Origin of the sequence: Hymenobacter guriensis (assembly GCF_015773195.1) — a bacterium.
In the GTDB taxonomy this organism is placed as follows: domain Bacteria; phylum Bacteroidota; class Bacteroidia; order Cytophagales; family Hymenobacteraceae; genus Hymenobacter; species Hymenobacter guriensis.
The window spans coordinates 1-20,788 of sequence record NZ_JADWYK010000024.1 but is presented as its reverse complement, the minus strand read 5'-3'; the positions used below and the strand labels follow the sequence as shown (position 1 = coordinate 20,788).

At 60.4% G+C, this 20,788-nt stretch carries 19 protein-coding genes; 9 read left to right on the top strand and 10 right to left on the bottom strand.

What is annotated here, in order from left to right:
* Positions 1-141: 141 nt before the first annotated feature.
* The 6 genes from tatC to I5L79_RS22570 form a co-directional block, all read right to left on the bottom strand.
* The gene (gene tatC, locus I5L79_RS22595; protein WP_231403274.1) at positions 142-999 is read right to left on the bottom strand and encodes a twin-arginine translocase subunit TatC; all 858 of its coding nucleotides are present in this window, start codon (positions 997-999) and stop codon (positions 142-144) included.
* Positions 1,000-1,149: 150 nt separating this feature from the next.
* Complete coding sequence (locus I5L79_RS22590) at positions 1,150-2,442, bottom strand: serine hydroxymethyltransferase (RefSeq protein ID WP_196957367.1); 1,293 nt, start codon at positions 2,440-2,442, stop codon at positions 1,150-1,152.
* Positions 2,443-2,637: 195 nt separating this feature from the next.
* Entirely contained in the window at positions 2,638-5,145 is a 2,508-nt protein-coding gene (locus I5L79_RS22585) for a T9SS type A sorting domain-containing protein (protein WP_196957366.1), read from the bottom strand.
* A 545-nt stretch (positions 5,146-5,690) separates the two neighbouring features.
* Positions 5,691-6,395 carry a metallophosphoesterase family protein gene (locus tag I5L79_RS22580; RefSeq protein ID WP_196957365.1) on the bottom strand — a complete coding sequence of 235 codons (705 nt, stop codon included), beginning with the start codon at positions 6,393-6,395 and terminating at the stop codon, positions 5,691-5,693.
* Positions 6,396-6,477: 82 nt separating this feature from the next.
* Positions 6,478-6,690: a hypothetical protein gene (locus tag I5L79_RS22575; RefSeq protein WP_196957364.1), complete on the bottom strand. Its 213-nt coding sequence runs from the start codon at positions 6,688-6,690 to the stop codon at positions 6,478-6,480.
* Between the two features lie 71 nt (positions 6,691-6,761).
* Positions 6,762-7,262 carry a hypothetical protein gene (locus I5L79_RS22570; protein WP_196957363.1) on the bottom strand — a complete coding sequence of 167 codons (501 nt, stop codon included), beginning with the start codon at positions 7,260-7,262 and terminating at the stop codon, positions 6,762-6,764.
* Between the two features lie 118 nt (positions 7,263-7,380).
* Between I5L79_RS22570 and I5L79_RS22565 the strand changes: the two genes are divergently transcribed.
* Positions 7,381-7,950 (top strand): NADAR family protein, encoded by a 570-nt coding sequence (locus I5L79_RS22565; RefSeq protein ID WP_196957362.1) that lies wholly within the window; start codon positions 7,381-7,383, stop codon positions 7,948-7,950.
* On the opposite strand, the gene I5L79_RS22560 is transcribed toward I5L79_RS22565, so the two are convergent.
* Positions 7,940-8,197, bottom strand: coding sequence for a hypothetical protein (locus I5L79_RS22560; protein WP_196957361.1), 258 nt, complete (start codon positions 8,195-8,197; stop codon positions 7,940-7,942). The genes I5L79_RS22565 and I5L79_RS22560 overlap by 11 nt on opposite strands.
* A gap of 104 nt (positions 8,198-8,301) precedes the next feature.
* Here I5L79_RS22560 and I5L79_RS22555 point away from each other — a divergent pair, with 104 nt between their 5' ends.
* From I5L79_RS22555 to I5L79_RS22525, 7 genes are all read left to right on the top strand, one after another.
* Positions 8,302-8,574, top strand: coding sequence for a 4a-hydroxytetrahydrobiopterin dehydratase (locus tag I5L79_RS22555; protein WP_196957360.1), 273 nt, complete (start codon positions 8,302-8,304; stop codon positions 8,572-8,574).
* Between the two features lie 71 nt (positions 8,575-8,645).
* A complete protein-coding gene (rsmI, locus tag I5L79_RS22550; protein WP_196957359.1) occupies positions 8,646-9,374 on the top strand; it encodes a 16S rRNA (cytidine(1402)-2'-O)-methyltransferase in 729 nt (242 codons plus the stop codon).
* Between the two features lie 28 nt (positions 9,375-9,402).
* Complete coding sequence (gene lnt / locus I5L79_RS22545) at positions 9,403-11,073, top strand: apolipoprotein N-acyltransferase (RefSeq protein WP_196957358.1); 1,671 nt, start codon at positions 9,403-9,405, stop codon at positions 11,071-11,073.
* A gap of 131 nt (positions 11,074-11,204) precedes the next feature.
* The gene (locus I5L79_RS22540) at positions 11,205-12,002 is read left to right on the top strand and encodes an inositol monophosphatase family protein (RefSeq protein WP_196957357.1); all 798 of its coding nucleotides are present in this window, start codon (positions 11,205-11,207) and stop codon (positions 12,000-12,002) included.
* A gap of 105 nt (positions 12,003-12,107) precedes the next feature.
* Entirely contained in the window at positions 12,108-12,302 is a 195-nt protein-coding gene (locus I5L79_RS22535) for a FeoB-associated Cys-rich membrane protein (protein WP_196957356.1), read from the top strand.
* 130 nt (positions 12,303-12,432) lie between these two features.
* Positions 12,433-12,774: a hypothetical protein gene (locus I5L79_RS22530; protein WP_196957355.1), complete on the top strand. Its 342-nt coding sequence runs from the start codon at positions 12,433-12,435 to the stop codon at positions 12,772-12,774.
* A gap of 90 nt (positions 12,775-12,864) precedes the next feature.
* A complete protein-coding gene (locus tag I5L79_RS22525) occupies positions 12,865-14,160 on the top strand; it encodes an erythromycin esterase family protein (protein WP_196957354.1) in 1,296 nt (431 codons plus the stop codon).
* A gap of 259 nt (positions 14,161-14,419) precedes the next feature.
* On the opposite strand, the gene I5L79_RS22520 is transcribed toward I5L79_RS22525, so the two are convergent.
* The 3 genes from I5L79_RS22520 to radA form a co-directional block, all read right to left on the bottom strand.
* On the bottom strand, positions 14,420-15,442 hold the full coding sequence (locus I5L79_RS22520) for an SPASM domain-containing protein (RefSeq protein ID WP_196957353.1): 1,023 nt from the start codon (positions 15,440-15,442) through the stop codon (positions 14,420-14,422).
* Positions 15,443-15,552: 110 nt separating this feature from the next.
* Positions 15,553-17,004: a TlpA family protein disulfide reductase gene (locus I5L79_RS22515; protein WP_196957352.1), complete on the bottom strand. Its 1,452-nt coding sequence runs from the start codon at positions 17,002-17,004 to the stop codon at positions 15,553-15,555.
* Between the two features lie 205 nt (positions 17,005-17,209).
* A complete protein-coding gene (gene radA / locus I5L79_RS22510; RefSeq protein WP_196957351.1) occupies positions 17,210-18,601 on the bottom strand; it encodes a DNA repair protein RadA in 1,392 nt (463 codons plus the stop codon).
* A 219-nt stretch (positions 18,602-18,820) separates the two neighbouring features.
* Between radA and I5L79_RS22505 the strand changes: the two genes are divergently transcribed.
* Entirely contained in the window at positions 18,821-20,644 is a 1,824-nt protein-coding gene (locus I5L79_RS22505) for a tail fiber domain-containing protein (RefSeq protein WP_196957350.1), read from the top strand.
* Positions 20,645-20,788: the final 144 nt, after the last annotated feature.

Genomic DNA, 20,788 nt, shown 5'->3' with positions numbered 1-20,788 from the left:
AATGGGGTTTGAATGTGCTAATGTGGGGAATGTACTGAGGTGCTAATTAAGAGAGAACGGGCTGACGAAGAACGACAATCAGCACATTCAACCACATTTCTCCCATTAGTACATTTAACCCACATTTCCCACCTCAGCACATTAACTGATGCCCTGGTTCTGAGCCAGCTGTTCGTTCAGGCGCCGGGTACTATTGCGGCGCACCACGCGGGCAATGTGAATGCTGAGCTCGTAGAGCAGGAGGATGGGGATGGTGACGATAATCTGGGCCGATACATCGGGCGGGGTGATGACGGCAGCCACGACCAGGATGACCACAATGGCGTGCTTGCGGTACATGCGCATAATTTCGTGGGTAATCAGCCCCGCTTTGGCCAGGAAGAACACAATCATGGGCAGCTCAAACACGAAGGCACACGACAGCGACATGGTGGTGAGCGTACTGAGGTAGCTCTGCATGTCGATCTGGTTTTCGATGGTGGCATCCACCACGTAGCCCGCCAGGAAGTTGATGCTGAGCGGAGCCGCCACGTAGTAGCCAAACAGCAGCCCGATGGCAAACAGCACCGACACAAAGAACACCGCTCCCCGGGAGTTGGCCTGCTCGTGCGGGTACAGCCCCGGCTTGATAAAGCGCCACAATTCCCAGAACAGGTAAGGGAAACCAAGCACCAGACCCACGGTAAACGAGGTGCTGATGTGCATAGTAAGCTGCCCGCTCATTTCGCGGTTCTGAATCACGAACCCGATTTTATCCATGCACAGCTCGGGGGCGCCTATCCACTGGCCAAACCGGCAGAACATGCGGTAGGTCCAGAAATCGGAACGCGAAGGCCCGAGAATCAGGTCATGAAACAGGAAGTCCTTAGCGAAGAAAGCGACCGTAGCAAACGCCACCACCGCAATGGCCGCCCGGATGATATGCCAGCGCAGGGCCTCCAGGTGGTCGATGAAAGACATTTCCTGCTGGGTGCCCGGCCGGGATGATTCAGTATTCAAAGGAAGAGGTAAAATGGTGAGATGGTGAATAGGGAGTTGTCGTTCAGACAAATTCCGGTGGACAAACAAACGAGAAACCCAGACAACAGGATGTTGGCTGCCGGGGGGTGGCTGAAAAACTCACCATTTCACCGCCTCACCATCTCACGGTTAAGCAAACAGCGGATACTGCTGCATCCACTCGTTTACCTGGCCCCGCACGCGTAGCAGGTGGGCCTCGTCGGCGTGGTGCATCAGCACGTCGTCAATAAACTCCACAATGCGCGTCATATCAGCCTCCTTCAGGCCCCGCGTCGTTACGGCGGCCGAGCCGATGCGCATGCCGCTGGTCACGAAGGGCGACTTATCGTCGAAGGGCACCATGTTTTTGTTGATGGTGATGTCGGCCTTGATGAGCGTGTTTTCGGCCAGCTTGCCGGTGAGGCCTTTGCTGCGCAGGTCGATGAGCATGAGGTGGTTGTCGGTGCCGCCCGAAATGATGCTGTAGCCGCGGTCCGTAAAGCCCTTGGCCAGCGCCTGGGCGTTGCGGATGATCTGCTGGGTGTAGTCCGTGTATGCATCACTCAGGGCCTCGCCAAACGCTACGGCCTTGGCCCCGATAACGTGCTCCAGCGGTCCGCCCTGGGTGCCGGGGAATACGCCCGAGTCCAGCAGCGCCGACATCATCCGCAACTCGCCTTTGGGGGTTTTCAGCCCGAAAGGGTTTTCAAAGTCCCGGCCCAGCATGATGAGGCCGCCGCGCGGGCCGCGCAGGGTTTTGTGCGTGGTGGTGGTTACGATGTGGCAGTGCTCGAAGGGGTTGTTGAGCAAGCCTTTGGCAATCAGGCCAGAGGGGTGGGAAATATCGGCCAGCAGCAGGGCGCCCACTTCGTCGGCCGCTTCGCGCAGGGCTTTGTAGTCCCAGTCGCGGGAGTAGGCCGAGGCCCCGCAGATGATGAGCTTGGGCTGCTCGCGGCGGGCGGTTTCTTTTACCTTCTGCCAGTCGATAAGGCCGGTTTCGGGCTCCACCCCATAGAACGAAGGCAGATAGAGCTTGCCCGAGAAGTTGACGGGTGAGCCGTGGGTGAGGTGGCCGCCGTGCGAAAGGTCGAAGCCCAGAATTTTGTCGCCGGGGTTCAGCACGGCCAGCATTACGGCGGCGTTGGCCTGGGCGCCGGAATGCGGCTGCACGTTCACCCATTCCACTCCGAACAGCTCCTTGGCCCGGTCGATGGCCAGCTGCTCAATCTGGTCCACAATTTCGCAGCCACCGTAGTAGCGCTTGCCGGGCAGGCCCTCGGCGTACTTGTTGGTCAGGATGGAGCCCTGAGCCCGCATCACCTGCTCCGAGACATAGTTTTCGGAGGCAATGAGTTCAATACCGTGCGTCTGGCGCTCTTTTTCCTGACGAATAAGATCGAACACCGCAGTGTCCTGAGCAAGTGCGGGGGCTTTGGTTTCCATATCGCCAAAGGTAAGGCGGGGCCCGGGAACTGCCAACCTTCTAAAGCAAGCAAACCCGCCCGGAAAACCGAGCGGGTTTTTAGTGCCTGTGAGTAGTGCCTGGTGCTTCGTGCTTAGGTTATACGAGTTGCAGTCGTTGATTTTATTCTGAATCTAAACACGAAGCACTAGGCACAAAGCACTAGACGCTGAAATCTACCGGCGCACTACGCGCTGGCGCAGCACCTGGCCGTTCAGCGTTGCTTCCAGCACATAGGTGCCGGCGGCGCACGCTGGGGCGGCAATCAGCAGCTGGTTAGCGCCGGGCTGCAGGGCGCGGGTGGCAGTCCATACGGTGCGGCCCAGCCCATCTACTAGGCGCAGCACGGCGGTAGCGGCCAGCGGTGAGGTCAGGCGCATCTCCAGGTCCCCGGCGAAGGGGTTGGGATAAGCAGCAAGGGTTAGGCTGGCCGGGCCAAACGCGAGGGTGCGGGCCTCGGTGTGGGTGATGCGGCCGTTGGTGTCTTCCTGGCGCAGGCGGTAGTAGCGCACGCCGGTTTTCTGCTTTTCGGTATCCACGAAGCAGTACTGCTGCCCGCGGCCCGCGGCCGGCACAAAGCCCAGCGTGCGGAACGTGCGTCCATCCGCCGATACTTCCACCCCGAAGCCGTGGTTGTCGATTTCCGTGGCGGTAGTCCAGGAAACTACTGCATTGCTACCATCGGCGCGGGCCGAGAAGGCCGTGAGGGTTACGGGCAGCGGCTTGTCGAAAACACCCAGCGTCCAGCGGCCCAGGCTCGTTACCTTTTCCAGCTCGGCCATGTTCGTGGTGCTGTTGCTGATGCCTTCGGCACTCCAGTCGCCTCCGTTGTTGGTAGACTGCAGGAATTCCAGCTTGCTCATATTCAGCGCACCAATTTCGTGCGGCAGGTATTTGATGATCATAGAGGCCGTCAGGCCGCTGGCTACATCGGCATTCACATCGAAGTACCGCTGAATCTGGCCGGGTGCCGTGGAGCCCGTAGTGCGCACTACCGTCATAAAGCCCGGCAGCACGGAGCCGAACTGGGGCGTAAATACCAGGCCAATGTTGCCAAAGTCTTCGGCTTTCCCAGCTTCCGGCTCCCGGCCCGAGGCTTCTACTTTCCCCAGGATGTAGCTGGCATCGGTTTCCACTACGTTGGCCAGCGGCCCTACGCTAATGAGGAAAGCGCCCGTGTTGAGAATACCCTGCGTCATCTGAATACCGTTGTACACCGTCATGTTGCCCGTCAGGGTTTTGGTGCCGGTGCCGTTTACTTCCAGGTTGAAGTAAGTACCGCCGCTTACTTTCTGGTCGCGGGTACCGGTAAGCTTTACCGCGCCGGTGGTGCAGTTGAAGATGTTGCGGTTGGTCATGTCGCCCTTCACTTCCAGGTCGCCCTGAGTTTGGGCGAAGGTGCCATTATTGGTGAAGTTGCCTTCCACCAGCATGTTGCCGCCGGTGTGGTTGAGGATGCCGCTGTTCGTGAGGTTATTGAGTACGTGCAGTGTGCCGCGCTCCACGGCCATAATCTGGCCGCTGCTCACCGCAAAGTCGCTCAGCACCACGTTGCCCCGGCTTATCAGGCTGTTCACGCCCTTCGTGCCGCTGTTGGCCAGGCCGGAAATTACGTTGGCGGTCAGCTCAACCCGGCCACCTTCTACAAGAATAGCCGTCAGTGACTGCTCGGTGTTCTGGCGGCTCAGCGTGATGTTGCGGATGATGTTGTTGCTGAGTACGTTAGCCGCAGCACCCGTGCCCGAGCCGCAGCTCACCCCAATAGCCTGGAAGTCGTTGATGCCGGTGTTGTCCCAAATGCCGGTAGCAGTAGCCGTGCGTCCGCCAATGGTGTTCGAGGTGATACTATTGCCATCGGAAGCCGCGCCGGGCTGAAAATCGATGGCGCGCTGGGCCGAAGTTGGCGTAGCTGACAGGTTGTAATAGAAGCTGTTTTCGGTGATAGTCCAGGCCCCGCCGTTGCCGGCCTGCACGGCTAGGCCGGTGCCCGTGAAATTGAGCAGCTCATTCTTGCGGATGGTTATCTGCTCGTTGAGCGTGCCGGCCGTGGCGTTGGCGGCATAGATAAGGTTTACGGGCGCGCTGCCGTTGGGCACGTTGCCAATCTGGTTGCCGATGAGTTGCAGTTCCTTGTGGCCCGTGGTAGAGCCGGAGCCAATCACCACCACTCCGCTCAGGCTGCCGGCGTTGCTGCCCTGGATGATAAGGTCCCGGACGGTAATGGCCTGCGCATCATGGGTAAACTGCAGCGTGGGGCGGGCCGCGTCGGGCTGGCGCAGGGTGAGGGCACGGGCCGTGGTGCCGTTGTGGCCATCCACTGTCACATTTGCGGCCCCATCTTCCAGCGCCAGCGTGCCTTCCCACACCACCGTGCTGCCTTCCGCCGGCTTGATAGTGAGCGGCGCGCCGGCCGGGAAAGCCTGCGTGATGGTGACGTCCTCAGTAAAAGTGCCGTCCAGTAGCTGCAGCTCATAAGCCTCTGGACCTGAGGTGTTCCGTAGCGCTTCGTTGATGGTGGCATATTCTCCGCCCGGCCCCACAGTACGAACTATTACGCCCTGGGCACGCCCGGTGCGGGCCAGCAGCAACAGCAGGAGCAGGCCCGCCAACAAAGCCCAGCGGGTGGCGGGCAGCCGACGGGCCGGCCGCCGGCCGTAGAAAGTGCGCGAGGAAAACTGTTTCATGGTTGAAATGAAAAAGGGTGAAAACAGAAGGGAAGCCCAACAGTGGCGGCAATACCTGGCCGGGAAGCGCCTATAAGCGCTTCAACTGCTTGAATACAACGGTTTAGCTGCGTAGGCCTGGACCAGAAACCGGACGGTCAGGAGCAAAAAAGCAGCGGGAAATGAATGACCAACACCACACCATTCGCCCGGCAATCATCTTATACTACTTCACCTGGCGAATGTGACTTAACAAATATAGCCACCCTTTGAGGCAAGTCAATGCCTGTGCGGGCTGGCATTAAGGACTTGTATGTGCTAGGGGTTTAGATGTTTATATTTTATTTATTATGTGCTGACTATCAATAAATTATACTAAATATATTATGTATGAACTGGCTACCAAACGCTGGCTTGAGCTTCCGTTTTCTTGGAATATTCTAAGCATCCCCAAGAATATGAATTATAAAAATTCTAATTGAGGCTTTTGAGTAGATGTCACAAACAGTGGCAAATCCTCCTTGATTCCAGTGCCTTAAGCACTTGCAACAAGACGATAGAAAAGGCTAGCCTGGCCGGCGCATAATAGGGTAGGACAGCTCGCAGTTAGGCACGAGGTGTAGCGTAAAGGTGTCGAGGTTCAGCACGCTGAGCTGGGCCAGCTCGGGGTTATGGCGGTACACACAGCCGGTGTCCAGTTTCAGCACCTGGGCGTGGGTATCGGCCAGGCGCTGTACCTCGGCGGTGGGCGTGGGCACGTGGCCGTGCACGAGGCGCTTGCCCTGCAGCCGCGAGGCATCGAAGGTAAACTTCTTGATATTCATCATAGTCTGATGGTCCCGGCGCATCTGCTCCGGCGGCTGGCGGAAATCAAAGCCAGCGTGTACCAGCACGAAGTCGGGCAGATCGAACTCGTAGGGGAGGGCATCGAGCCAGCGCAGGTAAGGCACCGGAATATCGGCAGCCTGCGCTACCCCGAAGCTGCGCAACGTCAACTCCCGGTCGGCGGCCGAGGCCCATAGGGCGGCGGTGCGGCCCTGGGCAGCATCGAGCAGCTCCTGGTCATGGTTGCCGCGCAGGCACCGGACGGCCATACCCCGGGCCTGCAATTGCATCAGATAATCGAGCACGCCGCGGCTGTCGGGGCCTTTGTTTACGTAGTCGCCCAGCACGTACAGCTCGTCGCGGGCCGAAAACTGGATTACCTTTTCCAGAGCATGGCGCAACGTGCGCAGGCAGCCATGCAGGTCGGTGGTCACAAAACGGGCCATAAACAGCAAACGAAATCGGTGGGTAAAACAAAAAGGCACCTCCCGCTTGCGCGAGAGGTGCCTGGCTATACGACGCTACAGGTTAGTTGTAGGCCGGCTTGTCGAGTTCGGGTTTGTCGAGGTTGCGGTTCGGGTGGCGCAGGGGCGCATCGGCTGCTTCCTGCTCCAGCCGCTCCTCCTGCTCGGGGTCGTACTGGTTTACGGGCAAAGACTCGGCTTTGGGCTGACCGGCGCCGGTGGGGTTGCCGTGGTTTTCCTTCGACTGCTGGTTGGTGTTATTGCTTTTGTAAGGCATGGCAGAAGTTGGGTTAACGTGGAAAAAAGCCGGCGCCTTGCCTGTAAACAAGTAGGGCGCCGGCGAAAAAGCTACTGGTCGATGGCCGTATCGGAGGCGTTCGGGTCGGTGAGGTCCGCGTTGGTACCCTGGCGGGCCAGCTCGGAGTTATCAATGGCCCGAGGCTCCATCTGGCCCAGACCCACGCGCGAGTTGGGGTTCTGCATTTCATCGCGGCCGGGGCGGCTGTCGTCCAGGTCCAGCTCATCGGCGGGCCGGCGGGCCGACATATCAGGATCTTCGTCTTCGGGCAAATCCTGGTTGGGCCGGTCGGGGCGGCCTTCATCGGTGCTACGGATGTTGTCCTCGGGGTGCTGCAGGTCGTCGGTGTTTTCGTTCACCGAAACGGCCGTGATGCCCGAGCCGCTGTCGGTGCCGTAGCCTTCCTTGCCTTCGCGGTTGCCGAAGCCCCCGCGGGCATCTTCATTCTTGGGTGGGTCGGCGCCGGGAATGATGTGCCCGGCTTCCAGTTCCTGGTCGGTGGTATCGTCGTTGATGACGCGCACGGGGCGGTTGTTGGGGTCGATGGCCATAGTAAGTTCGTCGTTGGAATGGGAAGGGTATCTGCCTAGGGTGTACTGCCGTTTGCGGATTTAGGTTTAGGTTTGACGACAAGCCGCCCAATACAAAATCCCGGCTTCTATATCGGCTATGACTCCTGCTGCAACTCCCGAAATCCGCTCCGTTGAGCAGCTGCTAGCTCAACTGGCGGCCGGCTACTCCGCCAAATACCTGTACTTCTGGGGGCATACGGCCAAGCCCGGGGCCGCCATCGGCAAAGAGTGCTTCAGCCAGTGGTACCCGGCCCCTTTCACTTTGGCCGGCGAAACGTACGCCTCTACGGAGCATTATATGATGGCCGAGAAAGCACGTCTTTTCGACGATGAACCCACGCGTCAGGCCATCCTAGGCGCCAAGTATCCAAACGAGGCCAAAAAGCTGGGCCGCCAAATCAAAAACTTCGACGAAGCCCGGTGGAACGCGGCCCGCTTCAATATCGTCGTGACGGGCAACGAAGCCAAGTTCGGGCAGCACCCAGCCTTGCAGGATTTTCTGCTGGGTACCGGCGCACGAATTCTGGTAGAAGCCAGCCCGGTAGACGCCATCTGGGGAATCGGACTGGCGCAGGACGACCCCAAGGCGGCCGATCCGGCGCAGTGGGCGGGCCTCAACCTGCTTGGCTTTGCCCTGATGGAGGTTAGGACGCGGCTTAGCGCATAATCTTGCCCCGCAGGTCCCAGTGGCTCGATTTCACCACCAGACTGCCCGGCTCCCGCTTGATGGTGCGCGTATACCGCTCGCCCGCAATGGCGCCATCGGGCCGGCGCTTGCCAAAGAACAGCGTCACTGGCTCGCCGTGCTCATTGGTGATGAACGTGATGTCGTAACCCTTAAATACGTCATCCACGCGCGACGACGGCTCATAGATTTTACTTAACTTCTGGTCTAGCAGGCGGTGCAAAGGCATGGCTTGGCAAGCAAATGATGAGGCGAATTTCTACGCAGCCCGTTGCGTTTGGATAAGGCCGGGCTTACGTTGCGGCTCCATACTTTCAACCTGCCTTTCCGCCCATGTGGACTGAACTCGACAACGCCCTCACCTGCACGTTCCGCTTCAAGGACTTTCAAACCGCTTTCAGCTTCATGACCGACGTGGCCGAGGAAGCCGAGTTTCAGGGGCATCATCCGTGGTGGAGCAACGAGTACAGTGTGGTTTCCTTTCGCCTGTGTACCCACGATGCCGGCCGCACCATCACCGGGAAGGACCGGCAGCTCGCGGCGGCTATTGATACGCTGGCGGCGGCTTATAAAGGAGAAGCGCTGACGGGCACGGAGGTGGCCTAGCCACGGCGCCGCGTTATCTGTTTTTATCCGTTCCTGCATCTGTCATCATCTGTGGTCTACCTTTGCAGCTTATGGCTGAAACTCCTGCGCCCACCTTGCTCTACCTCGTGCCCACGCCCATCGGCAACCTAGAGGATATTACCCTGCGGGCCATCCGGGTGCTGGGCGAGGTAGATACGGTGCTGGCCGAAGACACCCGCACCAGCGGCCGGCTCCTGCAGCATCTGGGGTTCAAGAAGCCCATGCTCAGCTACCACCTACACAACGAGCACCAGCAGGTGCAGCGCCTGCTGGAGCGGCTGGTGCGCGGCGAAACCATGGCCCTGGTATCCGACGCGGGCACGCCCGGCATTTCCGACCCCGGCTTTCTGCTGGTGCGCGAGTGCCTGGCCCGGGGCCTGAAAGTGGAGTGCCTGCCCGGCGCTACGGCCCTGGTGCCGGCTTTGCTGAAATCGGGGTTTGGGGCCGAGCGGTTCACGTTTGAAGGCTTTTTGCCCGTTAAAAAAGGCCGTCAGACCCGTCTGCGCGAACTGATACCGGAAACTCGTACCATGATTTTCTACGAGTCGCCGCACCGCATTGTGAAGACGCTGGAGCAGTTGGCCGAGGTGCTGGGACCCGAGCGGCCCGCCTCCGTGAGCCGGGAGCTAACCAAGCTGTTCGAGGAAACCGTGACCCTTCCGCTGGCTGAGCTGGCGGCCAACTTTGCCGCGCGGCCCGCTATCAAAGGTGAAATTGTGCTGGTAGTGCAGGGCCGTAAAGAAGAACGCAGTAAAGACACCCACCGTGCCGATGACTAATCCGAACTCAACAACTTCTTCCACCGCAATGCCTTCCCGCAAGCTGGCGCTGGGCATACCGCTTGGGCTGGCCTGGCTGGGGGGCTTTTTGCTATGGGCCGGCTGGCCGGTGCACCCGGCGCCGTTGGCCGCGCTGCTGCTGGTAGGCTGGGTGCCGTATCTGCGGCTGGAGCAACTGCTCACGGAGCGCGGGGCCAGCGGCTGGAAAGTGTGGCGCTATTCCTACCTACTGCTGCTGCTCTGGAACCTGTTTACCACCTATTGGGTGAGCTACAGCACCCTGGGCGGCGGCATCGCGGCCGTCGTCTGCAATGCCCTGATGATGAGCGCGCCGCTGATGGCGTTCTACCACACCAAAAAGCGCCTCGGCGCTACGATGGGCTATATTTCGCTCCCGATTTACTGGATAGCCTTCGAGCAATTGCACCTGCACTGGTTTCTGACCTGGCCCTGGCTTACGCTCGGCAACGGCTTCGCGCAAGCTAATCAGTGGGTTCAGTGGTACGAGTACACTGGCTTTCTGGGCGGCTCCGTGTGGATATGGCTGGTAAATATCCTAGTATTCGGGGCGTGGTTTGGCCTGCAGCGGCGGCGGGCTGATGCCTGGTCCTCAGCTAAGTTGAAGCTGCGTTGGCTGTGGCCCGTCTTGGCAGTTCTGCTGCCTATCGGCGCATCTTACCTCATCGGCAGCCGCTACCAGGAAAAGGGGACCACGGCCGAGGTGCTGGTAGTGCAGCCCAACGTCGACCCGTTCAATGAGAAGTTTGAGGGCGGCAGCAAGTTTATTTCCTTTGATGAGCAGCTCACACGCCTGCTCACCCTCACCGAGCAAAACCTGACGCCCCAAACCCAGCTGGTACTCTGGCCCGAAACCTCCCTCGACGAAATCTACTTCGAGGACTCCTTCGACAGCAACCTCAAGATTCAGCGCATCCGGCAGTGGCTGGGGCAGCACCCCAACGTGGAGCTCATTACGGGCCTCACGAGCGTGGGCCGGTACCCTTCCAAAGAAAAAGCCAGCCCCACCGCCCGCTTCCGCCAGGATATGGGCTACTACGACATTTTCAACACGGCCGTGCACCTGCCGGGCGCCTCGGGTGTGCCGGAGTTCTACCACAAGTCGCGGCTGGTGCCAGGCGTGGAGGGCGTGCCGCCGTGGCTGTCGGCCTTCGTTATTGACCTGGGCGGCACGGCCGGTGGCCTGGGCTCCCAGCCCGAGCGCACGGTGTACCAGATGCGCCCCCCGGCGCTGCGCGTGGGACCCGTTATCTGCTACGAATCCATCTACGGCGACTTCGTGCGCGACTACGTCCGCAATGGGGCCACGCTCATCGGCATCATCACCAACGACGGCTGGTGGTCCGACTCGCCCGGTCACCAGCAGCATTTGCAGTACGCCACCCTGCGCGCCATTGAAACCCGCCGCGACATAGCCCGCTCCGCCAACACCGGCATTTCAGGCTTCATCAATCAGAAAGGCGAAATCACCCAGCGCACCGCGTGGTGGCAGCAGGCCGTAAGCCGCGCTACCGTGCGCCTCAACACCGAGCAAACCTTCTACGTGCGCTACGGTGAGCTGATTGGCCCCGCCTGCCAGGTGCTGGCGGTACTGCTGCTGGTGTGGGTAGTGGCAGGCCGTTTTTCTCATAAAAACCAGCCTATCATCCTGAGCGAAGCGAAGGACCTTCCTCTTTCTTAGTGCTGTCGGCCAGTCAACGCTCTAACGTCTACTCTCAGCCGCATAAGCGGTGCACAAGCTTAGTCACTTATCGGAGAGAGGTCCTTCGCTTCGCTCAGGATGACAGAGTAGAAAAGCAATTAAACCACTTTATGGACTTCATTCAACTCAGTCTCGAAACTGCCGAGGTAGCCCGCCGGGCTGGCCAGTTTATTCGCCAGGAAGCGGCCGGCTTCGACCGTAGCCGCGTGCAGCACAAGGGCCTGCACGATATGGTGTCGTACGTGGACCAGGAAGCTGAAAAGCTGCTGGTGGCCGGGCTGCGGGAGCTGCTGCCGCAGGCGGGCTTCATCACGGAGGAAGGCACGGCCGGCGCGCCCAGCCAGGCCGAGGAGTTCACCTGGATTATCGACCCGCTCGATGGCACCACCAACTTCATTCACGGCTTGCCCTGCTACTCCGTGAGCGTGGCTTTGATGCAGGGCAGTGAATTGGTAATTGGGGTAGTATACGAGGTAAACCAGGACGAGTGCTTCCGGGCCGTGCGCGGGGGCGGGGCGTTCTGCAATGAGAAGCCCATCCATGTTTCCGAAACCGCCGAGCTGAACCACTCCCTGGTAGCCACGGGCTTTCCGTACAGCAATTTTCACCGGGTAGACACTTACCTGGCCATTCTCAAGGAGTTTATGGGCGCTACCAACGGCATCCGCCGCGTGGGCTCGGCGGCCGTGGACCTGGCCTGGGTGGCGGCCGGGCGCTTTGAGGGCTACTTCGAGTTCAACATCAACTCCTACGACGTGGCAGCCGGTATTCTGCTGGTGCGCGAGGCCGGGGGGCACGTTACTCAGTTCCTGCACGAGGGCGACCCGGTTTTCGGACGGGAGGTGCTGGCTTCCAACCAGACTGTGCACGCCCAGATGCAGCAGATTATGCAGCAGCACTGGTCGTAGGCTACAGCCCGTTGCCGTGGTGCCGGCCCTGGCACTGCTCCTGCTAGGTAAGAAAAATCCGAGGCCGGAAAACGAAAACGCCTGCTTCGTAGTTTTGTACCCATCATGTGGCTTCAGTACCTCATCATCGCGCTACTCTTCGTGGGCGCGGCCTTCTACGTCGGCCGGATTTTCTGGCGCGCCTTCTTCACGAAAAGCGCGGCGGGCTGCGCCAAGGGCTGCGGAGCCTGCTCCACCATTGATGTGGACCGGCTGCAGCGCACCATCGAAGCTGCCGCGGCCCGGCAGCCGACAGCGTAGGCCGTTAACTCCGCTTTAATTTCAGACAACCTGCCCCCATCCCGGCCTCGTATAGCCGGGGCGGGGGCTCGTCTTTTCAGCGCCCCCCGCTTCCCACCGACTCTCTCCCACATCCAACTACCCCTTCGCCATGCAAGACAAAGAAGAAGAACGCTCCCTCATCAACGTCGAGAAAAAACTGTCCTCGGATGGCTACACCCAGGATTTCCAGGTAAGAGACGGGCGCCTCTGCACCATCGGCTCCGACTCCAACCGAACCTACGGGCCCGAGGATGTAACCATCGTGGATTTCTACCGCTTTGAGGGCGAATCGGACCCCGATGATATGTCAATTCTGTACGCGCTGGAAACCAACGATGGCGTGCGCGGTACCATCTCCTCGGCCTACGGCACTTACGGAGACTCCGACGCGCTGGACTTCCTGAAGCAGGTAGAGGATCTGGGCAAAAACCTGCATAAACACCACAAATAGACGTTACTATCATCTTTTCGGTGTCCGGCGTGCGGCGCGACCAAGTGGTTGCGCCGCACGCTGCTGTTTCCGGCCTACACAACCTCGACTATGCCCACCACGCTGCCTACCCATCCGCTCACCTCTACTGCCGATCTGGACCCGTTGCTGGAGGCTATCGGCGACGCCCGCATTGTGCTGCTGGGCGAGGCTTCCCACGGCACTTCCGAGTATTACACCTGGCGCACCGCCATCAGCAAGCGGCTTATTCAGGAAAAAGGCTTCCGCTTCATAGCCGTGGAAGGCGACTGGCCCGACTGCTTCGAGGTGAATGCCGCTATCAAGCAGGATACCGTCAGCTACGGTACTCCAGCCAAGTTGCTGCAGACGTTTAACCGATGGCCTACCTGGATGTGGGGCAACTGGGAAATTGCCGCCCTGGTGGAGTGGATGCACCAGCACAACCGCCAGCAGCCGCAGGAGCAGCGCGTAGGGTTTTATGGCCTGGATGTATATAGCCTGTGGGAATCGTTGCAGGAGATTCTGCACTACGTGGAAAAGCAGGGCGACGGTGCCGTGCAGGCCGCGCACAAGGCCTTTCAGTGCTTCGAGCCTTTCGGCAACGACCCGCAGGAGTATGCCCAAGCCGTGGCTTACGTGTCGCAGGACTGCGAAGACGAAGTAACGGACATGCTACAGGCCCTACGACAGCAGGTGGCCAGTCACCACCCACAGGGTCTGCCGGAGCGGGAGCAGCAGTTCAACGCCGAGCAGAATGCCCTGGTAGCCGTAAACGCGGAGCGGTACTACCGGGCCATGATTCAGGGCGGCTCGGCTTCCTGGAATGTGCGCGACCAGCACATGATGGAAACCCTGATGCGCCTGCTCGACCTGCACGGCCCCGACAGCAAAGCCATTATCTGGGAGCATAACACCCACATCGGCGACGCCCGCTACACCGACATGCCCCGCGACGGGTCGGTAAACGTAGGCCAGCTGGCCCGCGAAGCCTACGGCCGCGACCAGATGTTTGCCGTGGGCTTTGGCTCCTACCAAGGCACGGTGGTTGCCGGCAAAAAATGGGGCGCCACGCCGGAAAAGATGACGGTGCCGGAAGCTGCCCGCGGATCCTGGGAGCATATGCTGCACGAGCAGCTTGGGGGCCAGAATGCGCTGCTGTTTTCGGAGGAGCTGCACGGCGTTGCAGCGCTGCGCAAACCCATCGGGCACCGGGCCATTGGCGTAGTGTACCGGCCCGAGTTCGAGCGGTTCGGTAACTACGTGCCGTCTATTGTGCCGGAGCGGTACGACGCCTTTCTCTTCATCGACCAGACCCAGGCCCTCCACGCCCTGCCCACCCGCCCCGACGAGCACACGCCGCCCGATATGTACCCGTGGGGAGAGTAGTTTTTAATGTGCTAATGTGGAGGAATGTGCTGATGTGCTAATGCTTCAATTGTCGCGAGCGAAGCGAAGCAATCCGTCCTGAGCAATGCGCTGAGCTTTATTCAGTGAAAAGCCCTTTCCTGCGCGGACGGGAAAGGGCCTTCTGGTAAAAGAACGTGAAGTACGTTTCAGAGGACGGATTGCTTTGCTTCGCGCGCAATGACGCTCATTAGCACATTGCCCACATTCTCCACATTAGCGAAGCGCCGCACATTAAAAATTACCCCCACACCTTAGTGCCTTCCGTGCAGTTGCGGCACATTTCGATCTGGTCGCGGCCTTTGAGGAGAGAGGCGCGGAACTGGCGGTATTTGGGGCCGTGCCAGAGCTGGCGGAAGGTCTGCGTTTTCAGGTCGCCGAGGCGGTATTCGGCGTCTTTATCGAAGCAGCAGGGCACTACTAGTCCGTCCCAGGTAACCACGCAGGAGTGCCACATCTTCCAGCAGTGGTTGAGCAGGCGGTTCTTGATGCTCCAGGTGCCATCCTGGTTGTTTTCGTAGCGGGAGTAATAGTCGATGGTCGGAATTAGCGGGGAGCCTTGCTGGTAGTCGTAGATCTGGGCGGTTTTAAACCACACGTCATCTACGCCCAGCTCCCGGGCCAGCTGTTTCGCCTCGGCCATCTGGTGCTCGTTGGGGCGCACCACCAGAAACTGGAATACCACCCGCGGCGTCTGCGACTTTAGCTCCCGCCGCCACTTAATCAGGTTACGGGTGCCTTCCAGCACTTTATCGAGCTTGCCGCCTACGCGGTACTGCTGGTACACTTCCTGGGTAGTGCCATCCAGGGAAATAATCAGCCTATCGAGCCCTGACTCTACCGTGCGGCGCGCATTCTTGTCGTTGAGGTAGTGGGCGTTGGTGCTGGTAGCGGTGTAGATGCCTTTCTTGGCGGCGTACTGCACCAAGTCCAGGAAGTTGGGATGCAGGTACGGCTCCCCTTGAAAGTAGAAAATCAGGTACCACAGCCGCGAAGCTACCTCGTCTATGGTCTGCCGGAACAGCTCGTCGGGTAGCATACCGGTGGGGCGCGTGAAGGAACGCAGGCCACTGGGACACTCCGGGCAGCGCAGGTTGCAACTGGTGGTCGGCTCAAACGACAAGGCCACTGGCAGGCCCCAGTGCCGGGCTTTGCCCGTGGCCTTGCTCAGGACGTAGCCGCCCGTTACCTGCGCGGCGTTCCACACGCGGCGCGGCGTGGCCTTAGACAAAAAGTTGAGCGCGTCGTTGAGTAGCGTGGCCATGTAGCGGCTAAAGGTCGGCAGGGAAAGGGTAGGAGCGGCTATGCCCCCGCCCAAAACACAGCCGCCCCCCGGAAAACCGGAAGGCGGCTGGTATAGCATAACCGCAAAAGCTACTTTTTGATTTCGGCAGTGCTGGTATAGAGGGCGGCTTTGCCAAAGGAATCCTTGATTTCTTCCACGGCGGCGTGGCTGCTCAGGCGCTTGGGCTTGGTATTGAGGAAGGTTCCGTCTTCGGCCAGCAGAAAGTAGGCCGGCACGTTGTCGAGGGCATAGGCCCGGGCTAGGGCCGAGCGCAGGCCGCCTACGGCGCGGGCATGCACGCCCGGCAGCTTCTTGCTCACGACCAGCTGTTTCCAGGCCGGCTCGTTTTCGTCCAGGGCAATGTTCAGGAACACAATGTTTTTGCCGTCGAACTTCTTGGCTAAGTCGGCGGCGTAGGGCAGGTCGCGCAGGCACAGGCCGCTGGTGCTTTTCCAGAAGTTGAGGTACACCAGCTTGCCCGCAAAGCTGCTAAGCGAAATAGTGTCGCCGGCCACCGAGACCAGCTTGAAATCGGGCGCCAGGGCACCAATCGAAAATGCCTTGTGCGCGTCGAAATCGGCCTGCAGAGCCGGTACATAGGTTTTGGAGCCTTCCACGGCCAAGAAGTCGGAGAGCATGGCCTGCGACACTTTCACGTGGCCGAAGCGGAAGGATTCCTGCATCACCCGGCCCATCACCAGGGGCCGGATGGCGCCGCTCAGCTTGGTCTTCGCCATTTCGTAGCACACCTGAAAGAAATCCGGGTCGGTGCGGCGGTGATTCTGGCTGAGGGCCTGGTAGTGGATGTAGTTGAGGAGAAACTCCTGATAGGTTTCGTTGTGAATGGCGGAAGGATTGTTGACTAGCTTCTCATCGTTGAGGAACTCGTAGAAGGTAGGCGTCATTTTCAGGCGGGGCTCCGTGGCCACCACCTGCTCGCGCAGGTCCTGAAACGTCAGCCGGTCGTTGGCATAGGTGTAGTCCACCTCGGCCCGGATGTAGTTGCGGAAGGTAGGCGTGAGCATGTCCTCGTTGTCTTCCAGAAACTTCAGCTCCTGCTTGCGGCGGTAGTCCAGGAAATCCAGGAAGCCTGGCTCGTAGAGCATAATGTTGTCGGGCAGCACCTGAAAGCCGTCGTTTTCCACGAACCGCTCGTCCATCTCGGCCAGAAAGGTGTTAGCCTCGGCCCCATTTCCCTTGAACTTGATAGAGCCGATCAGGTCAGAGCTCTTAAAGCGCACCTCCAGGTTGTTGCCGGGCTCCACAAACAGCTGGGTAGCGTCGTCGCCGTACACCAGGTCGGCTTTGGTGGGGCCGCTCACGGGCACGGCCAGCCGAAACTCGCCTTTCTCGTTGACGCGGGCGTAGGTAAGCTGCTCGTGGGCTTCCAGCGGATTTTCCCGCACGGCCACCGCAATGGTGTCACTAGTGCGGTTGCTGATTTTGCCGGTCAGCACCACGGTGCCCTGGGCCCAGCCAAGCACCGGGCTCAGCAGTGCCGCCACAAGGCAACTGGCAGTCAGGCGGAAAACTGAAGTCATCGAAAAAACAGTATCGTAGGATTATACACTGAGGAAGTACGGTACACCTTGACTTTCAGTGCCAGAAAACAAAACCCGTCAGCCACCCCATTTTCGCGGGAAAAGTCAATTGCTATACCGAAGATACGGCACTCAGGTTCAGAAAATCCAATCCAAGGACATAATTTTTTCGTAGCCGGCCCCCGCCGGGCACGTTTAGCCGGTTTTACCCAAACAAACCGGATAGGACTTCATCGAGCCGGCCGGAGGGGTGTACCCGAATGCCGTAGCGGCTCAAATCCAGGCCGCGGGCGTTGAACTGGGAGATGTACATTTCGGCAAAGCCCAGCTTCTCGGCTTCCGAGAGGCGCTGATCGAGCCGGCTCACCGCCCGGATTTCCCCGCTCAGGCCCACTTCGGCGGCCAGGCAGATTTCGCCCGCCAGTGGAATATCGTTCAGCGACGACACCACGGCGGCGCACACGGCCAGGTCCAGGGCCGGGTCGTCGAGGCGCAGGCCGCCGGCAATGTTCAGGAACACGTCGTGCTGGCCCAGGCGCAGGCCGCTGCGCTTTTCCAGCACGGCCAGCAGCATCTGCAGGCGCTTAGCATCGAAGCCGGTGGCCGAGCGCTGGGGCGTGCCGTAGGTGGCGGGCGTCACGAGGGCCTGCACTTCCACCAGCAGGGGACGGTTGCCTTCCAGCGTGCCCCCGATGGCAATGCCGCTGAGCGTTTCGCTGCGCTGGGAAAGTAGGATTTCGGAGGGGTTGCTTACCTGCCGCAGCCCCGAGCCCTGCATCTCGTAGATGCCCAGCTCGGAAGTGGAGCCAAAGCGGTTTTTGATGGTGCGCAGGATGCGGTAAGTCAGGTGCCGGTCGCCCTCAAACTGCAGCACGGTGTCTACCATGTGCTCCAGGATTTTGGGACCGGCAATGGAACCGTCTTTGGTGATGTGGCCGATGAGCAGCACCGGCACCCCGGTTTCCTTGGCATACTTGAGCAGCTCCTGGGTACACTCCCGCACCTGGCTCACGGAGCCCGCCCCCGATTCTACGAGGGAAGAATGAAGCGTCTGGATGGAGTCGATGATGACCACGTTGGGCTGCAGCTGGTCGATCTGGCGGAAGATGTTCTGGGTGCTGGTTTCGGTGAGGATGTACAGGCCCGCGTGCTGCTGGCCCAGGCGCTCGGCCCGCATCTTGATCTGCTGCTCGCTTTCCTCCCCGCTCACGTACAGCACTTTCAGGCGGCCCAGGTGCATGGCAATCTGGAGCATGAGCGTGCTTTTGCCAATGCCCGGCTCGCCCCCGATGAGTACCAGGGAGCCGGGCACGAGGCCCCCGCCCAGCACGCGGTTCAGCTCTCCGTCGTGGGTGTCGAGGCGCGACTCTTCTTCGTAGAGGATTTCGCCCAGGGGCTTGGGTTTGGCCGCTTTGGTAGGCGTGCTGCCCACGGTGGTAGAGGCTTTCCAGGCGGTGTTGGCCGTGGCTGTGTCGGCCTTTTCAATAACCTCCTCCACGTAGGTGTTCCACTCCCCGCAACTGGGGCAGCGGCCTATCCATTTGGCACTCTGGGCGCCGCAGTTCTGGCAGAAAAAGAGGGTTTTTATCTTAGCCATGGGGAGTAGTCAGGGGAAAAGAAGGTAATGCGCGCGGAGACTAAAAAGTTTGGCAAGAACAGAGTTTTTGCTTGTTTCTACTGGCCCTATGGGAGCTGACGGGCTTGGCATAAGAAGTCGTCCCGGGCTTTCGACATCTCAGATGGCGGCGTTGACATACATAGCTTTTCTTTTGAGCCGGACTCATAGTAGTTTAGGGGCCTCACGCTACCCCGTCCTATGACACGCTCTGTTATCCGCTGCCTTCTGGGTTTCCTGGTGCTGCCCCTGCTCAATACCGTAAAGGCGCAAGCCCAGGCCACGCAGAATTACGGCTTCAACGACCACGAAATACTGCTGCGGAACGTCACCGATACCAACCACGGACTGGGCTGGTACGGTGCGGCCAACAGCACGAAGAACTGGCTGGGCCAGAACGTAGATGGGCCAGTACTCTACGGCTATACGGGCGGCGTACTGGGCATCAACCGTGGTGGGTCCCGGCAGACGGTGCTCACGTGGAACTACAACGGCAACGTGGGCATCGGCCTGAGTGATGCGCAGTACCCGCTGCACGTCGTCGGGGCGGGCTACTTCGCCGGCCCGCTGACCACCACCGGCTTGCTGACCGTAGGGGGCAACAGCACCTTTGGCGGGACCAATACCTTCAACGGGGCCGCCGTGTTCAACGGCGGGCTGAGCACCACCGGGGCCTTGGGCATAGGCACGAATACGCCGGCGGCCGGCATGCTGCTGCACCTGCGCAACAGCGACACGCCCGCCCTGCGCCTGGAGCAAACCAACGCCGGGGGCTTTACGGCCCAGACCTGGGACATCGGGGCCAACGAGGCCAACTTCTTCGTGCGCGACCTGACCGGCGGCAGCCGCCTGCCCTTCCGCATCCGGCCGGGCGCGCCCACCAGCTCCCTGGACATCAGCGCCAGCGGCAACGTGGGCCTGGGGCTGGCTTCCCCGCAGGCCCGGCTGCACGTGGCCGGCAGCGTTAAAATCGACAGCGCCCGTACCCTGGAGTTTGGGGCCCGCATCCTCAACAAAGACCCGCTGTCCGGCACCATCGGCTACGGCAACCTCACCACCGACGCGCTCAACATCGTGGGTGCCGGCACCGGCACGGGCAACCAGAAAATCGAGCTGCACGCGGCCGGCGGCACCACCGTGCAGGGCGGCGCGCAGGGCAGCGGCACCACCCTGCGCGTGGTCAATGGCAACACGCCGGGCCTGCGCCTGGACCAGCTGGCGGCCGGCGGCTGGGGCACCCAGGTCTGGGAAGTGGCCGGCAACGAGGCCAATTTCTTTGTGCGTGACCTGACCAACGGCAACTTGCTGCCCCTGCGCATCCGGCCGGGCGCGCCCACCAGTTCCATCGACATCAGCGCCAGCGGTAACGTGGGCCTGGGGCTGGCTTCCCCGCAGGCCCGGCTGCACGTGGCCGGCAGCGTCAAAATCAACGGCGCCAGTACCCTGGAGTTCGGGGCGGACGTGAGCGGCAAGCAGGCCCTGGCCGGCACCATCGGCTACGGCAACCTCGCCACCGATGCGCTGAACATCGTGGGCGCCGGCACCACGGCCACCAACCGCAAGGTGGCCGTGTACGCCGAAGGCGGCATCACCATCACCGGCAACCTCACGTTGCAGGGCGTGGTTTCTTCGAGCTCCGATGCCCGCCTGAAAACCGACGTGCGCCCCATACGTAACGCGCTGGCCGGAGTGCAGGCACTGCAAGGCCGCCGCTACCGTTTCCGGGCCGGCCAAGGGCCACAGGGCGAACAGGTGGGCTTCATTGCCCAGGAGCTGGAACAAGTGTACCCCGAGCTGGTGAGCACTGACAAGGACGGACTTAAAGCCGTGAACTACGCCCAGCTCACGCCCATACTGGTAGAAGCCCTGAAAGAGCAGCAGCGGCAGCTTGAGCAGCTACGCACCGAACTGTCGGCAGCCCAGGCCCAACTGCGGAAGCAACAGGCGCAAACGGCCAGCACCGCCTCGCTGGAAACCCGGCTTAAGAATCTGGAGACGCTGCTCGGAGCCCGGGCGGCAGAGTAATGGCTTGGGCTAGGATTTGCCTGAACTGTTGGTTTCCTCCAACTCACAACTTGGCAGAAAGCTACTGCTACTAGGAAGTGTTAACAGTCGCGCAACCAGAGTATAGTTGCGGCAATATGAACGAAGGCCAGAAAATGCGCATCC

Coding starts and splice junctions, on each gene's coding strand:
- I5L79_RS22590 (WP_196957367.1), bottom strand. CDS start 2,442: ATGGAAACCAAAGCCCCCGCACTTGCTCAGGACACTGCGGTGTTCGAT.
- I5L79_RS22585 (WP_196957366.1), bottom strand. CDS start 5,145: ATGAAACAGTTTTCCTCGCGCACTTTCTACGGCCGGCGGCCGGCCCGT.
- I5L79_RS22580 (WP_196957365.1), bottom strand. CDS start 6,395: ATGGCCCGTTTTGTGACCACCGACCTGCATGGCTGCCTGCGCACGTTG.
- I5L79_RS22575 (WP_196957364.1), bottom strand. CDS start 6,690: ATGCCTTACAAAAGCAATAACACCAACCAGCAGTCGAAGGAAAACCAC.
- I5L79_RS22570 (WP_196957363.1), bottom strand. CDS start 7,262: ATGGCCATCGACCCCAACAACCGCCCCGTGCGCGTCATCAACGACGAT.
- I5L79_RS22565 (WP_196957362.1), top strand. CDS start 7,381: ATGACTCCTGCTGCAACTCCCGAAATCCGCTCCGTTGAGCAGCTGCTA.
- I5L79_RS22560 (WP_196957361.1), bottom strand. CDS start 8,197: ATGCCTTTGCACCGCCTGCTAGACCAGAAGTTAAGTAAAATCTATGAG.
- I5L79_RS22555 (WP_196957360.1), top strand. CDS start 8,302: ATGTGGACTGAACTCGACAACGCCCTCACCTGCACGTTCCGCTTCAAG.
- rsmI (WP_196957359.1), top strand. CDS start 8,646: ATGGCTGAAACTCCTGCGCCCACCTTGCTCTACCTCGTGCCCACGCCC.
- lnt (WP_196957358.1), top strand. CDS start 9,403: ATGCCTTCCCGCAAGCTGGCGCTGGGCATACCGCTTGGGCTGGCCTGG.
- I5L79_RS22540 (WP_196957357.1), top strand. CDS start 11,205: ATGGACTTCATTCAACTCAGTCTCGAAACTGCCGAGGTAGCCCGCCGG.
- I5L79_RS22535 (WP_196957356.1), top strand. CDS start 12,108: ATGTGGCTTCAGTACCTCATCATCGCGCTACTCTTCGTGGGCGCGGCC.
- I5L79_RS22530 (WP_196957355.1), top strand. CDS start 12,433: ATGCAAGACAAAGAAGAAGAACGCTCCCTCATCAACGTCGAGAAAAAA.
- I5L79_RS22525 (WP_196957354.1), top strand. CDS start 12,865: ATGCCCACCACGCTGCCTACCCATCCGCTCACCTCTACTGCCGATCTG.
- I5L79_RS22520 (WP_196957353.1), bottom strand. CDS start 15,442: ATGGCCACGCTACTCAACGACGCGCTCAACTTTTTGTCTAAGGCCACG.
- I5L79_RS22515 (WP_196957352.1), bottom strand. CDS start 17,004: ATGACTTCAGTTTTCCGCCTGACTGCCAGTTGCCTTGTGGCGGCACTG.
- radA (WP_196957351.1), bottom strand. CDS start 18,601: ATGGCTAAGATAAAAACCCTCTTTTTCTGCCAGAACTGCGGCGCCCAG.
- I5L79_RS22505 (WP_196957350.1), top strand. CDS start 18,821: ATGACACGCTCTGTTATCCGCTGCCTTCTGGGTTTCCTGGTGCTGCCC.